The 12,974-nt window shown below is 63.6% G+C and carries 12 protein-coding genes and 1 tRNA gene; 6 read left to right on the top strand and 7 right to left on the bottom strand.

Annotation, left to right across the window (positions count from 1 at the left end; translation table 11 throughout):
• Window positions 1–12: 12 nt before the first annotated feature.
• Window positions 13–474, top strand: a complete 462-nt coding sequence (locus EGJ09_RS03375) for a response regulator (RefSeq protein WP_046787299.1) — start codon at window positions 13–15, stop codon at window positions 472–474.
• Window positions 475–488: 14 nt separating this feature from the next.
• On the top strand, window positions 489–2,876 hold the full coding sequence (locus EGJ09_RS03370) for a hybrid sensor histidine kinase/response regulator (protein WP_125923222.1): 2,388 nt from the start codon (window positions 489–491) through the stop codon (window positions 2,874–2,876).
• 125 nt (window positions 2,877–3,001) lie between these two features.
• Here the strand turns inward: EGJ09_RS03370 and EGJ09_RS03365 are convergent.
• Window positions 3,002–3,076 (bottom strand) — tRNA-Gln (locus EGJ09_RS03365).
• Between the two features lie 269 nt (window positions 3,077–3,345).
• On the opposite strand from EGJ09_RS03365, the gene EGJ09_RS03360 reads away from it, so the two are divergent.
• Window positions 3,346–3,588 carry a hypothetical protein gene (locus EGJ09_RS03360; protein ID WP_039602799.1) on the top strand — a complete coding sequence of 81 codons (243 nt, stop codon included), beginning with the start codon at window positions 3,346–3,348 and terminating at the stop codon, window positions 3,586–3,588.
• Window positions 3,589–3,693: 105 nt separating this feature from the next.
• Window positions 3,694–4,776 (top strand): cell division protein ZapE, encoded by a 1,083-nt coding sequence (gene zapE / locus EGJ09_RS03355; protein WP_125923221.1) that lies wholly within the window; start codon window positions 3,694–3,696, stop codon window positions 4,774–4,776.
• A gap of 34 nt (window positions 4,777–4,810) precedes the next feature.
• Here the strand turns inward: zapE and EGJ09_RS03350 are convergent, their stop codons facing one another.
• A complete protein-coding gene (locus EGJ09_RS03350) occupies window positions 4,811–6,700 on the bottom strand; it encodes a propionyl-CoA synthetase (RefSeq protein WP_125923353.1) in 1,890 nt (629 codons plus the stop codon).
• Between the two features lie 180 nt (window positions 6,701–6,880).
• Between EGJ09_RS03350 and EGJ09_RS03345 the strand changes: the two genes are divergently transcribed.
• Window positions 6,881–7,747: a LysR family transcriptional regulator gene (locus EGJ09_RS03345; protein WP_039602801.1), complete on the top strand. Its 867-nt coding sequence runs from the start codon at window positions 6,881–6,883 to the stop codon at window positions 7,745–7,747.
• Here the strand turns inward: EGJ09_RS03345 and EGJ09_RS03340 are convergent.
• From EGJ09_RS03340 to EGJ09_RS03320, 5 genes are all read right to left on the bottom strand, one after another.
• On the bottom strand, window positions 7,721–8,878 hold the full coding sequence (locus EGJ09_RS03340) for an HPP family protein (RefSeq protein WP_125923220.1): 1,158 nt from the start codon (window positions 8,876–8,878) through the stop codon (window positions 7,721–7,723). The two genes, EGJ09_RS03345 and EGJ09_RS03340, sit on opposite strands and share 27 nt — an antisense overlap.
• Window positions 8,879–9,085: 207 nt before the next feature.
• On the bottom strand, window positions 9,086–10,405 hold the full coding sequence (locus EGJ09_RS03335) for a sensor histidine kinase (RefSeq protein ID WP_115275349.1): 1,320 nt from the start codon (window positions 10,403–10,405) through the stop codon (window positions 9,086–9,088).
• Window positions 10,402–11,070 (bottom strand): response regulator transcription factor, encoded by a 669-nt coding sequence (locus EGJ09_RS03330; protein WP_115275350.1) that lies wholly within the window; start codon window positions 11,068–11,070, stop codon window positions 10,402–10,404. The genes EGJ09_RS03335 and EGJ09_RS03330 overlap by 4 nt, the downstream gene beginning before the upstream one ends.
• Window positions 11,071–11,385 carry a PepSY domain-containing protein gene (locus EGJ09_RS03325; RefSeq protein ID WP_115275351.1) on the bottom strand — a complete coding sequence of 105 codons (315 nt, stop codon included), beginning with the start codon at window positions 11,383–11,385 and terminating at the stop codon, window positions 11,071–11,073.
• Window positions 11,385–11,693, bottom strand: coding sequence for a PepSY domain-containing protein (locus EGJ09_RS03320; RefSeq protein WP_046787304.1), 309 nt, complete (start codon window positions 11,691–11,693; stop codon window positions 11,385–11,387). Before EGJ09_RS03320 ends, EGJ09_RS03325 begins: the two co-directional genes overlap by 1 nt.
• A gap of 153 nt (window positions 11,694–11,846) precedes the next feature.
• On the opposite strand from EGJ09_RS03320, the gene EGJ09_RS03315 reads away from it, so the two are divergent.
• Window positions 11,847–12,926 (top strand): patatin-like phospholipase family protein, encoded by a 1,080-nt coding sequence (locus EGJ09_RS03315; RefSeq protein WP_125923219.1) that lies wholly within the window; start codon window positions 11,847–11,849, stop codon window positions 12,924–12,926.
• Window positions 12,927–12,974 lie beyond the last annotated feature (48 nt).

The following is a 12,974-nucleotide window of genomic DNA, read 5'->3' as shown; positions in this document are numbered from 1 at the left end:
ACCGGTTCAATCATGCTCAAACCTATCCTGCTGGTAGAAGACAACCCCCGGGACCTGGAGCTGACGCTCCTGGCTCTGGAGCGTAGCCAGTTGGCCAACGAGGTCATCGTTCTGCGCGACGGCGCTGATGCCCTCGACTATCTGCTACGGCGTAACGCCTATGCCGCGCGCGACGACGGCAACCCCGCCGTGTTGCTACTGGACCTGAAACTGCCCAAGGTCGATGGCCTGGAAGTGCTAAGGGAGGTGCGTGCCACCCCCGAGCTGCGCAGCATCCCGACGGTGATGCTGACCTCGTCGCGGGAAGAGCCCGACTTGCTGCGGGCTTATGAACTGGGGGTCAACGCCTACGTGGTCAAGCCCGTGGAGTTCAAGGAGTTCGTCGCGGCGATTTCCGACCTCGGCGTGTTCTGGGCCGTGCTCAACGAACCACCACCTGGCTCGCTACGCCTCAACCGGCGTGGCAGCAACTGAGGCCCGCCGCGAACATGCTGCCAACGCCGCTCAAATTACTGATGGTCGAAGACAGCTCGCTGGATGCCGAGCTTACCTTGCTGAGCCTGGAGCGCAGCGGACTGCAGCTGCAGTCGCAGCTGGTGTTCGATCATGTTGCCGCCGAGCATGCCCTGCACGAAGCCAGCTATGACCTGATCCTTTGCGACTGCGTGCTGCCCGGCTCGTCCGGTACCGACGTGCTGGCCATCGCCCAGCGCCTGGCGCCGGATACGCCGTTCATCTTCCTGTCGGGCATATACGGTGAGGAGCACGCGGTGGAAATGATCCGCCTGGGTGCCACCGACTACGTACTGAAGAAAAACCTGTCGTTGCTGCCCAAGGCGGTGCGCAGGGCGCTTACCGAAGTGCAGGAACGTCAGCGTCGGCGCCGTGCCGAAGAAGCCCTGGCGGACCTTGAGGCACGCGCCCGGATTGCCATCGATGCAGCCGGCATGGGTACCTGGGACTTTCGCCCGGAAGAAGGGCTGCTGATCTGGGACGACCGCTGCAAGACGCTGTTCGGTCTGCCGGTAGACACCGAGATGAGCCTTGACGTTTTCTATGCCGGCATCTATCCAGAAGACGTGCAACGGGTGCGCGAAACGGTGGAATACGCCATGCGCCCGGACAGCGACGGGCTTTACCGGGCCGAATTTCGCATTGCCCAACCCAACGGCCTGGAACCGCGCTGGCTGCTCAGCAGCGGTCAGAGCCAGTTTGTTGATGGCCACTGCACACGCTTTTCGGGCGTACTCCAGGACATCCACGCCCAGCGCCTGGCGACCCAGGCGCTCAAACAGCTCAACGAAATGCTTGGCGAGCGGGTCGAGCGCCGTACCCGCGAGCGTGACCGGGCCTGGGAGCTTTCCCAGGACTTGCTCGCGGTGCTCAACAAAGACCTCACACCGGTCGCACTGAACCCTGCCTGGGAGGCCAGCCTGGGTTTCTCGCGCGAACGCCTGAGCCAGACCTCGTTATTGCAGTTGCTGCCCGAACCGGACCAGGAAGCACTGCTGACCGAACTCGCCGCCCTCGCCCATGGCCGCACCAGCGCGCGCTTCGTCGGCCGTATCCAGCATGCAGGCGGCCAGTTGCGCTGGCTGTCATGGGTGGTGGTACCGGAAGACACGCTGCTCTATGTGGTAGCCCGCGACATCACCAGCGAGCGCGAAGCAGCCATGGGCTTGGCCGACGCCAACGACCGCCTGCGCGAACAGATCACCGAGCGCGAGCGCATAGAGGCAGCGTTGCAGCAGATGCAACGGCTGGAGGCGGTCGGCCAGCTCACGGCGGGTGTTGCACACGACTTCAATAATCTGCTGACAGTCATCCTTACCGGCTCAAGCTTCCTTGAGCGCGACCTGGACAAAGGTGACCTGGAAAAAGCGCGCAAACGCCTGACGCATATCCGCGAGGCGGGTGAACGCGGCGCCAAGCTGACCTCACAGCTGCTCGCCTTCTCCCGCCGCCAGCGCCTGGAACCGGTACCGCTGAACCTCAACCGCACCTTGGGCGGCCTGGAGGAATTGCTGCGCCGCACCTTGGGCGGGAGCATTTCTGTGCGCCTGGACCTGGACCACAGCCTGTGGCAAGCGCTGACCGACCCGACCCAGACCGAAATGATCATTCTCAACCTGGCGATCAACGCCCGCGACGCCATGCCCGACGGTGGCCAGTTGACGCTGGCCACACGCAATACCCGGATCAAGGCCCGCCCGCAGCGGCCAGAAGACCCGGAGCCGGGCGAGTACGTGATGCTGAGCATCCGCGACACCGGCTGCGGCATGAGCGAAGAGGTGGTGGCCAAGGTGTTCGAACCCTTCTTCACCACCAAGGACATCGGCAAAGGCTCGGGCCTGGGGCTGGCCCAGGTGTTCGGCTTTGCCAAGCAGTCTGGTGGCGGTGTGCGCATCGACACCGCGCCTGGGCATGGCACCCAGGTCGCCGTTTACCTGCCCGCAGTGAAGCATGAGCTGGCGGCGGACCCGGTGATCCCGGCTGCGTCGCAGTCCATCAGCGACAGTGGCCGCGACCGCACGGTGCTGCTGGTGGATGACGACCACCTGGTGCGCGACATGCTCGGCGATGTGTTGCGCCAGTACGGCTATCAGGTACGCCAGGCACACAGCGGCGAACAGGCATTGGCCCAGCTGGACGACGAGATCGACTTGTTGCTGACCGACTTTGCCATGCCCGAATTCAACGGTGCTCAACTGGCTTTGGCCGCACGTGAACGGCATCCGCGCTTGCCGGTGGTGTTTCTGACAGGGTATGCCGAGCTGGAAGGGCTGGATTTGCCGGACAGCCTGGTGATGCAGAAGCCGGTGCAGGCTGAGGAACTGGCCCGCGTGCTGGATGAACTGCTGCGGGTGAACAGGTAATCGCGCTGTAGCTGACAGGGCCCATTGTCGTCAGCTGGCGATGGGCTTGCGCAAACGCCAGAAACGAAAAAGCCAGCGCCGATAGTCATCTGCACTGAATCAGGAATGGATGTTTAACGAGAAAATGGCAGGGGCGGCTGGATTCGAACCAACGCATGGCAGGATCAAAACCTGCTGCCTTACCGCTTGGCGACGCCCCTGTATCGGATGCAGCGTTAGCTGCTCTGACCATTCCAACTGAGTGACAACTGGGTTGTTGTCTTGGAATGCGCGGCACTTTAACAACATTCTTTGCACCTGGGAAGCCCCTTGCGCAAAAAAAATGCTTTAAAACAGCAGGTTAGTGTTTTGCGGGCCGTTCACACGCCGCAAAACGACCATCCGTCGCATTTAATCCGCTTGGCTTCAACACAATCGCATCGCGCCCTTCCAATCAGATAAGCCATTTGCATTGACCAAGGAGGATGCCATGCCCGTTTCCCACGACCTGTACCAGGACCTGCACTACCCCCGCGAGATCGTCCAGCAGCGCCGTCAACAGGACAAGACCCTTGACCGAATGCTCGACGAGTACGTCGACATCGACAACCAGGTACTGGCTGCCGAGGCGATTTCAGCAGGTAACTTTCAGGACGACGACCTGCGCCACCTCAAGGAGCGCCGGCTGGCCATCAAGTACATGATCGAGCGTCAACTGGAACGCAAGGTTTGAGTTATCCGGCCAACTGATAGAAGCCCCGCACTTTTTCTATTGGTTAAAAGGGCCGACCTGGGGCAAGCTGCGCGCTGACCTTCCTGTGCCCAAGGAGCTTAGCTTTTGTCTGCCTGGATCCCCTCCCCCCTGCGCCAACTGGGCCAACGCCTGCGACCCGCCACCTCCAGCCAGAGCGAGCGGCTCGCATGGTTCGAAGACAAGGCGCGCAGCCGTGGCTATCAGCTCAGCGCGGGCCAGCGCCGGGTCATCCAGGCCATGGCCGAGCAGCTTGCCCGCTTGCCAGGCGAACCACGCAGCCTTTACTTGTACGGGTCGGTTGGCCGCGGCAAGAGCTGGCTGCTGGACGGTTTCTTCCAGGCAGTGCCGATCGAGGCGAAAAAACGCCTGCACTTCCATGATTTTTTTGCCCGCCTGCACCAGGGCATGCACCGTCACAGGCTGCTGGACGATGCCCTTGGCGCCACGCTGGACGCATTGCTGGGCGACTGCAAGGTGCTGTGTTTCGACGAATTCCATGTGCATGACATCGGTGATGCCATGCTGCTCACCCGCCTGTTCAATGCCTTGTTCGCGCGTGGCATCTTCGTGCTGGTGACTTCGAACTACGCACCCGAGGGCCTGCTGCCCAACCCGCTGTATCACGAGCGATTCCTGCCGGTGATCCGCCTGATCCATGGCCGCATGGAGGTCCTTGAAGTGGGCGGCGACACAGACTTTCGCAGCCTGCCGGCCAACCGCGAACACCAGCGCTTTACCCAGGGCCACTATGTATGGCCGGGCGATGCGGCCCAGCGCCTTGCGCTGAAGGTGCCGCCCGCGCACCCGCTCACGCTTGAGGTGAACAAACGCAACCTTCGCGCGCTCGCCAGTAACGACAGGCTGGTGATGTTCGCCTTTGACGACCTGTGCGAGCAGCCCACAGCAGTGATCGATTATCTGCAGCTTGCCCAGCAATATGATGCCTGGATCATCGACGGGCTGGATGACCTCTCGGAGTGCTCATTGGCAGCGCAGCAGCGCTTCGTCAACCTGGTGGATGTGCTGTACGATCAGGACTGCCAGGTGACGGTGATCGGGCAGCGGCGGCTGGAAGAGAGCCTTGGCGGCACCATTGCCGACCTGATGCGCACCCGCAGCCGGCTGGGGCAGTTGCATCAGGTCGGCCCGCAGGATTTCATCGGCTGAACCCTCGCATTCACGCGCTAGCCAGGCCAACCGGTCAGCCTGCCCTGGGCAGGTCCGCCAGCACCGTTTCGATCTCTTTGAGCACCGCCGGATCATCCAGTGTCGAGGGCGGCACATACGCCTGGCCATCGGCAATTTTGCGCAGCACCGCCCGCAGGATCTTGCCCGAGCGGGTCTTGGGCAGCCGTTTCACCAAGCGCACCCGGTTGAAGCAGGCCAACGCGCCGATCGCTTCACGCACCCTGCCCACCAAGTCCACCAACAGTTGCGCCTCGGTAATGCCCTCCCCGTCCTTGAGCACTACCAGCGCCAAGGGCACCTGGCCCTTGATCTCGTCATGCACACCGATTACCGCGCATTCGGCCACCGCAGGGTGGCACGCCACCAGGTCCTCCATTTCGCCGGTGGAAAGGCGATGGCCGGAGACGTTGATCACATCATCGGTTCGCCCCATGATGTAGACGAAGCCATCGTCATCCAGGTAGCCACCATCACCGGTGTGGTAGTAACCCGGGTAAGTCTGCAGATAAGCCTGCAGGTAGCGCTCATGATCGCCCCACAAGGTCTGGCTGCAACCGGGCGGCAGCGGCAGAGCGATGACGATGGCGCCCTGATGGTTCGGGCCCAGCAAGTGCCCATCGTCATCCAGCACACGTACGTGATAACCCGGCACCGCGCGGTTGCTCGAACCCGGCCGCGCCGCGCTGCCCTCCAGCCCCACGCATGGCGCGGTGACTGGCCAGCCGGTCTCGGTCTGCCACCAATGGTCGTGCACCGGCTTGCCGGTAACCCGTTCCAGCCATTGGTGGGTGCTTGAATCGAGCTTTTCCCCGGCCAGGAACAACTGGCGCAGCGAACTCAAGTCATGCCGGCGGATCAGCTCGCCATCCGGGTCCTCCTTGCGGATCGCCCGCATGGCGGTCGGTGCACAGAACAAGGCATTGACCCCATACTGCTCGACCACGCGCCAATAGGCCGACGCATCCGGGGTGCGGATCGGCTTGCCTTCGTAGAACACCGTGGTGCAGCCGCTCATCAGTGGCCCATAGACGATCAGCGAATGGCCGACCACCCAGCCCACATCGGAAATGCCCCACCACACATCACCGGCCTGCATGCCGTAGATGTGGCGCATGGCATAACAGAGGGCGACCGCGTTGCCACCGTTCTCACGGACGATGCCCTTGGGTTTGCCCGTGGTGCCTGAGGTGTACATGATGTAAAGCGGGTCTGCCGACTCCAGCTCGACCGCAGGCACCGGCTCGGCATTTACCAGCGCTTGCTGCCAGTCAAGGTCGCGGTTTGGCTGCAACCGGGCGCTGGCCTGGGGCCGCTGCAGCACCAGCACGTGGCGCGGCTGATGGTGAGCCAGTTGCAGCGCGCGGTCGACCAGCGGCTTGTACTCGATCACCCGGTCGAATTCCAGGCCGCAGGACGCCGTCAGCAGAAGGGTTGGCCGCGCATCATCGATACGCAGGGCCAGCTCGTTGGCTGCAAAGCCACCGAACACCACCGAGTGCACCGCACCGATACGCGCGCAGGCGAGCATGGCCATGGCCGCCTGCGGCACCATCGGCATGTAGATGATCACCCCATCGCCTTTGCCCACCCCCAGCTGGCGTAGCAACCCGGCCAGGCACGCCACCTCGTCACGCAGCTGGTTGTAGGTGAACGCCTGCTGCACACCGGTCACGGGGGAGTCGTAGATCAACGCCATCTGCTCGCCACGGCCCAGCTCGATTTGCCGATCGAGGGCCAGGTAGCAGCTGTTCAGGCGGCCGTCGGCGAACCAGCGATGGGTGCCGTCCGGGTTTTCCTGCAGCGTCAGGGTGGGTTTGCGGTACCAGGCCAGATGTTTGGCCTGGTCGGCCCAGAAGGCAGCAGGGTCGGTAATGGAATGGGCGTAGCTGTGCTGGTAGGTCATGTTGATGGCAACCCGGTACTTGTTGTTATTGAAGGGCGAGCCTTGAGTATGGACCGCCACGCCCCGGCCGCCATGGGACTAAAGTCACAACGCATATGCAGATTTGCAGCGCTGGCGAAAGCGCCCCATAACGGTGCAAAGCCTCTAGAATAGGCAACCCTTCCCGCCACAGAGCAGCCCATGGATATCGAGCAGGCCCGAACTTTTCTGGAAGTCGTACGGTGCGGCAGCCTCGTCGCCGCCGCCGAGCGCCTGTTCGTGTCACAGACCGCCATCACCGCACGCGTGCAGCGCCTCGAGCAGCAACTGGGCTGCCAGCTGTTCGTGCGTAGCCGCAACGGCGCCAGCCTGACCAGTGATGGCGAAGCCTTCGTCAGCTATGCCAACCAGCTGGTGCAGACGTGGGAGGCGGCGCGCCGTGACCTGCCGCTGCCCGAAGGCTGCCAGCAAGTGCTGCACGTAGGGGCAGAAGTGAGCCTGGGCAACCCGATGCTGCTTGACTGGGTCAGCGCCTTGCACTGCGCATTACCCAGCCACGCCATCCGCAGCGAGGTCAGCGACGGTGAGTCCTTGCTGCGCAAGGTAGAGATGGGCCTGCTGGACGCCGCACTGGTCTATCAGCCCACCTACGGCCCGGGCCTGCAGGTAGAGCAGTTGATGGAAGAGAAGCTGATCCGCATACGCCGGGTCGAGCAACCCGACCCGTACATCTACATCGACTGGGGCGAGGCCTTCCGCCGCCAGCACGACGCCGCCCTGCCCGACTGCGCGCGACCGGCGCTGAGCTTCAACCTCGGGCCGCTGGCCCTGCAGTTCATTCTCGACAAAGGCGGCAGCGGCTATTTCCGTACCCGCGTGGTGCAGGCGTATCTGGACAGCGGGGTATTCGAGCGGGTACCGCAAGCCCCGGAGTTCACCTACCCGACCTTCCTTGTCTACCCGCGCAAACGCGACAGCGAGGCCCTGCAACAGGCCTTCGCGGTGCTGCGCCGGCTGGTGGCCTCCGGCGCCAGCGATTGGTCACAACGCTGGGACCCGCTGATCTGAAACGCTGCCAGCGCCACTGAGCAGCTGGCGCTTGAGGCCGGCGATCAGGTCGGTCTGGGTGATCACACCGACCAACTGGTCGCCATCGATCACTGGCAGGCAGTGCAGCCCTTGCTCGCACAGCAGGGGCAGCAGGCGTTCCAATGGGTGCTGGCTGCTGACACTGATGACCTGCCGGCTCATCACCTGCTCCATACGCACGGCCTTGCCCGCGAAAAGCCCCCGCCAACTGAACCGGCCACGTTGCATGGCCGGACCGAGCAGATCGCTAAGGCTGACGATACCCACCAGCTTGCCCTCTTGCAGCACCGGCAGGGTTTTCAGGTGATGACTGGCGAGCATCTTCCAGGCCTGTTCCAGGGTGGTGTCGGGGGCGGCGAACTGCACATCGCGGGACATCACCGAAGCTGCGCTGATCCCGCCGAGGCTGCGCTGCAGGGCATGCTGCTCGGTGGCCAGGATGATGCGCTCCAGTTCATCGCGGGTGACGTCGACGAACTCACCCAACTCTTCCAACGCCTGATCCAGGTCCGCACCACTGACCCCGACCCGTTCGCTGGGCAACGGGTCGTGGGTGTGGTGCTGGTCCTTGCGTGGCGCAGCGCCCTTGGGGTAATGGACGCCGGTCAAACGGTTGTAGACCACTGCCACCGTCACCAGAATCAGCGCGTTGAGCAACACGGGCTCCAGCAGGTGGTCGCCCAGCGCCGTCAGCCCTGAATCGGCCAGCACCGCGCTCACCGCAACACCGCCACCCGGCGGGTGCAGGCAGCGCAACAGGCACATCAGCAAAAGCGAGATGCCCAAGGCAGCCGCCGCAACCCACAGGTGGGGGCCGAACCCCTCGCGCATGGCAAGGCCCACTGCGCCCGCCAGCGCATAGCTGCCCAGCACTGGCCAGGGCTGGGCCAACGGCCCGGAATGCACGGCGAACACCAGCACTGCCGAAGCCGCAAGAGGGCCCAGCAGGTGCAAGGCGATACCAGGCCCGTAGGCCATACCGGTCAACCAGCCGGCGAGGAACAAACCGAGCAGCGCGCCGATGCCTGCACGCAGCCATTGTTTTGGAGGAATATTCAGGGGCGACGGCAACAGCCGCTGCAGGCGACTTTCGGAACGCAAGGCAGTCATTCAAGTAATCGTGTTTGTGGTTCTGATCAAAAGAAAGCCCAGCCGAACTGGCCTGGGCCCTAGGGGCTCCGTCCGTGGAGAGATGGAAACCGCAGGGTTTCGTCAGGGGATTGTGCCGCCCAGTGTCGGGCTTGGGCCAATTCAAAAAAATGCGGCTGTACTGCAGTTTTTTTGCAGTGCTGCTGCCGGCGACAGGGCCAGAGAGGGTCAGCGCACCTTGCGCGGTAAATCGATACTCACCCGCAACCCGCCCAAAGGGCTCTGGAGCAAGGCCAAAGACCCACCCCAGGCATCGACGATATCCCGCACGATCCCCAGCCCCAGGCCATGCCCATCCACTTGCTCATCCAGCCGCGAACCGCGCTCCAGCACCTGCAGGCGCTGGCTTTCAGGTATGCCCGGACCGTCATCGTCGACCCACACCTGATAGCCTTCGGTGGTCGGGGCTATGCCCAGGCGCACTTCGCTGTCAGCCCATTTGCAGGCGTTATCCAACAGGTTGCCAAGCAGCTCCAGGAAGTCCTCCCGGTCCCAAGGCAGCAGTAACCCTGGCGGTACATCGCGCTCGAGCAGCAAGCCTTCGCCATGGATCATGCCCAAGGTGGCGAGCAACCCCGGAAGCTCGGTATCGCAGTCGAATTGAGCGCCAGGCAGCGCATCCCCGGCCAGGCGCGCCCGGTTCAGTTCGCGTGCCAGGCGCTGCTGGATCTGCTCCAGTTGCTCGCGCAGTTGCGCACGCACTTCGGGCAAGCCATTCAGGCGCTCGCTGGACGCCAGGCTCAGCAGCACCGCCAATGGCGTCTTCAATGCATGACCCAGGTTGCCCAACGCGTTGCGCGAACGGCGCAGGCTGTCTTCGGTATGGCTGAGCAGATGATTGATCTGACCCACCAGCGGTGCCAGTTCGCTGGGCACTTGGGCATCGAGCTGCGAGCGCTGGCCTTGCTGCAACTGAGCAATCTGCTGACGCGCCCGCTCCAGCGGGCGCAACGAACGGGTGACGGTGATGCGCTGCAGCACCAGCACCAGGATCAGCGCCACCAGGCCCATCCCCAGGCCGATCTGCTGCAGGCGCCGGAACCCCTCGCGCACAGGCGAGTAATCCTGGGCGACGCTGATCGAAATGTCCTGGCCCAGCCGCCGGTAATCGGCACGCAGCGCAAGCAACTGCTGGCCTTCCGGGCCCAGCTCGTGGCTATCGGAGAGACCGGGCGCGGCCGGTTTCGGCATGTCCAGGTCCCATAAAGAGCGCGAGCGCCAGGTGCCCTTGTCGAAATCGATGCGGAAGTAGTAACCGGAAAACGGCCGTTGATAGGCGGCGGAAATGCGCCGCTCATCCAACTGCAACCCCGAAGGCCCGCGCACCAGCGCCACCAGCAGGTTCTCGCTTTCCTTGCGCAGGCCGTTTTCCAGATAGCGCTGCAAACCGGCCTCGAACAACCACAAGGTAAGCTGCGCAAGCACCACCCCGACCACCACCAATACGGCTACAAGGCCCAGGCTCAAGCGTGCCTGAATCGATTTCACCCGGTGCTCCCGGCGTAGATGTAGCCTTGCCCGCGGCGGGTCTCGATGACACTGCGGCCCAGCTTGCGGCGCAAATGGTTGACGTGCACTTCGAGCACGTTGGAGTCACGCTCGGTTTCACCGTCGTACAAGTGCTCGGCCAGGTGGCTCTTGGAGAGGATCTGTTGAGGGTGCAGCATGAAGTAACGCAACAGGCGGAACTCCGCAGCGGTCAGCTGGATGTCCACCCCCTCGCGGCTCACGCACTGGCGGCTTTCGTCCAGGTGCAACCCGGCGGCTTCAAGACGGGGCTGGTTGGCAAGGCCCTTCGCCCGGCGCAGCAGCGCCTGAATGCGCAACTGCAGCTCTTCAGGGTGGAAGGGCTTGCTCATGTAGTCGTCGGCGCCAGCCTTCAACCCCTCGATGCGCTCGGCCCACGAGCCTCGCGCGGTCAGGATCAGCACTGGCGTGGCCAGACCTGCGGCACGCCACTGCGCCAGCACGTCCAGCCCCGGCAACCCCGGCAGGCCGAGGTCCAGAATGATCAAGTCGTAGGGTTCGCTCTGGCCCTGATATACCGCGTCCCGGCCGTCGGCCAGCCAGTCCACGGCGTAGCCCTGGCGCTGCAGGCCGGCAATCAACTCGTCAGCCAGGGGAACGTTGTCCTCGACAAGCAACAGGCGCATTCAGTCGTCTTCCTCGTCTTTGAGCAGGGCACCGGTGCTGGCATCGAGTTTGATCTCGCGCACCACGCCTTCGGTGGTCAGCAGCTCGACTTCGTATTCGTAGCGATCATCGTCTTCTTCCAGCTCCGCCTCCAGCAACCGCGCCCCGGGGTGGCGCCCCAGGGCGGTCTCGAGCAATTGCTCGAGCGGCAGAATCACGCCTTTCTGGCGCAACTGCAGGGCCTCATCCTGATCCAGGTCGCGAGCAACGGCCAAGGAGCAGACGGCCAGCAGCGAGAGCGCCAGGTAGCGCGCCCACCGGGTCAAGTGGATCATCAGCGGTCCTGTTCGTCCTTCAGCACTTCACCGGTCTTGGCGTCCAGGTCAACGTCCCATTCGACGTTCTGGGTGTCACGCATCTCGACCTTGTAGATGTAGCGACCGTATTCGTTTTCCAGCTCCGAATCGGTGACGGTGGCGCCCGGGTGCTTGGCAACGGCAGTGGCCTTGAGCTCATCCAGCGACTTGATGGTCTTGGCATTCACCAGCTTGACCACTTCGTCAGGCTGGACGTCCTTGGCCAGGGCGACGTTGGCACCGAAAGCAAGCGCAGCGGCAGTGAACAAGGCAGTCAGGGTTTTCATCAGGTTCTCTCCATCGAGGTGTGCAATTTGTCTACGGAGTTAAGATTATCCACCGGTCCTTAACTCAACCTGAAAATAGCTGGCGCCATGATAGCGCAGCGCATCAACCAGCGACTCCCTATAATGGCCCTCCTGTGAGTTGCGAGGCCGTCCATGAGCGCCATCCATATCAAGTACCCGGCTCTGACCCTGAAGGCCGGCAAACGTGCCCTGCAGCAGATCCGCGAACGCGGGCTGCAGGCAGCGGACGTCGGTGTGGTGCCAGGCGCCGCTGGCGGGCCCAAGCCGCTGGGGATTCAGGGATTGGACCTGGCGCTGTTTGGCGAGTGGCTGCCATCGGCCCCTCGCCAGCGGGCATTGATTGGCGCATCGATCGGCTCCTGGCGTTTCGCCAGCGCCTGCCTTGACGACCCGGTCGCAGGCATCCGCCGCCTCGGCGAGCTGTATACCGAACAGGACTTCGCCAAAGGTGTGACCGCAGCCCAGATCAGCCGCAGTTGCCAGCAGATGCTCGACGACCTGCTGCAAGGGCGCGATGGGCAGATCCTGGCAAACCCGTACTACCGCCTGAACATCCTGGTGGTGAAGAGCCACGGCCATCTTGCCCACGACCACCGCGGCCGGTTGGGGATGGGGCTGGGCTCGGTGATCGCCAGCAATCTGCTGGGGCGCTCGCGCCTGGGCCGGCATTTCGAACGGGTCATCCTGCACGATGAGCGTGCCGCCCCGCCGCTGGATCAACTCACAGACTTTCCCTCACGCTACCTGCCACTGGGCCAGGGCAACCTGCGCCACGCCCTGCTCGCGTCCGGCTCGATCCCGATGGTCATGGAAGGCGTGCGCGACATCCCCGGTGCGGGTGCGGGCACCTACCGCGACGGCGGCTTGCTCGACTATCACCTCGACCTGCCATACCGCGGCGACGACCTGGTGCTTTACCCGCATTTCACCGACAAGGTCGTGCCTGGCTGGTTCGACAAAGCGCTGCCATGGCGCAAGGGCGATGCCACGCGCCTGCGCAATGTGCTGTTGGTGACGCCGTCACCGCAGTACCTGGCCGCACTGCCCTTCGGCAAGCTGCCCGACCGCAACGACTTCAAGCGTTTCATGGGCGATGCCCCCAGCCGCAAACGCTACTGGTACCAGGCCATTGCCGAAAGCCAGCGGCTGGGTGACGAACTGCTGGAGCTGATCGCCACCGGGCGGCTGCACGAACGCCTGCAAGCCTTGTAGCGACCATGCTGGTAGACTGCGCGCATCTTCGATACACACAGAGTTCTG

The organism is Pseudomonas sp. p106 (genome assembly GCF_003936645.1).
Taxonomy (GTDB): Bacteria; Pseudomonadota; Gammaproteobacteria; order Pseudomonadales; family Pseudomonadaceae; genus Aquipseudomonas; species Aquipseudomonas putida_E.
Note: the sequence above shows the minus strand (reverse complement) of the source record. Positions and strands in the feature narration are given on the sequence as shown.

Excerpts from the sequence above, each read along its gene's own strand:
- EGJ09_RS03375 (WP_046787299.1), top strand. The coding sequence starts at position 13 with ATGCTCAAACCTATCCTGCTGGTAGAAGACAACCCCCGGGACCTGGAG.
- EGJ09_RS03370 (WP_125923222.1), top strand. The coding sequence starts at position 489 with ATGCTGCCAACGCCGCTCAAATTACTGATGGTCGAAGACAGCTCGCTG.
- EGJ09_RS03360 (WP_039602799.1), top strand. The coding sequence starts at position 3,346 with ATGCCCGTTTCCCACGACCTGTACCAGGACCTGCACTACCCCCGCGAG.
- EGJ09_RS03350 (WP_125923353.1), bottom strand. The coding sequence starts at position 6,700 with ATGACCTACCAGCACAGCTACGCCCATTCCATTACCGACCCTGCTGCC.
- EGJ09_RS03345 (WP_039602801.1), top strand. The coding sequence starts at position 6,881 with ATGGATATCGAGCAGGCCCGAACTTTTCTGGAAGTCGTACGGTGCGGC.
- EGJ09_RS03340 (WP_125923220.1), bottom strand. The coding sequence starts at position 8,878 with ATGACTGCCTTGCGTTCCGAAAGTCGCCTGCAGCGGCTGTTGCCGTCG.
- EGJ09_RS03330 (WP_115275350.1), bottom strand. The coding sequence starts at position 11,070 with ATGCGCCTGTTGCTTGTCGAGGACAACGTTCCCCTGGCTGACGAGTTG.
- EGJ09_RS03325 (WP_115275351.1), bottom strand. The coding sequence starts at position 11,385 with ATGATCCACTTGACCCGGTGGGCGCGCTACCTGGCGCTCTCGCTGCTG.
- EGJ09_RS03320 (WP_046787304.1), bottom strand. The coding sequence starts at position 11,693 with ATGAAAACCCTGACTGCCTTGTTCACTGCCGCTGCGCTTGCTTTCGGT.
- EGJ09_RS03315 (WP_125923219.1), top strand. The coding sequence starts at position 11,847 with ATGAGCGCCATCCATATCAAGTACCCGGCTCTGACCCTGAAGGCCGGC.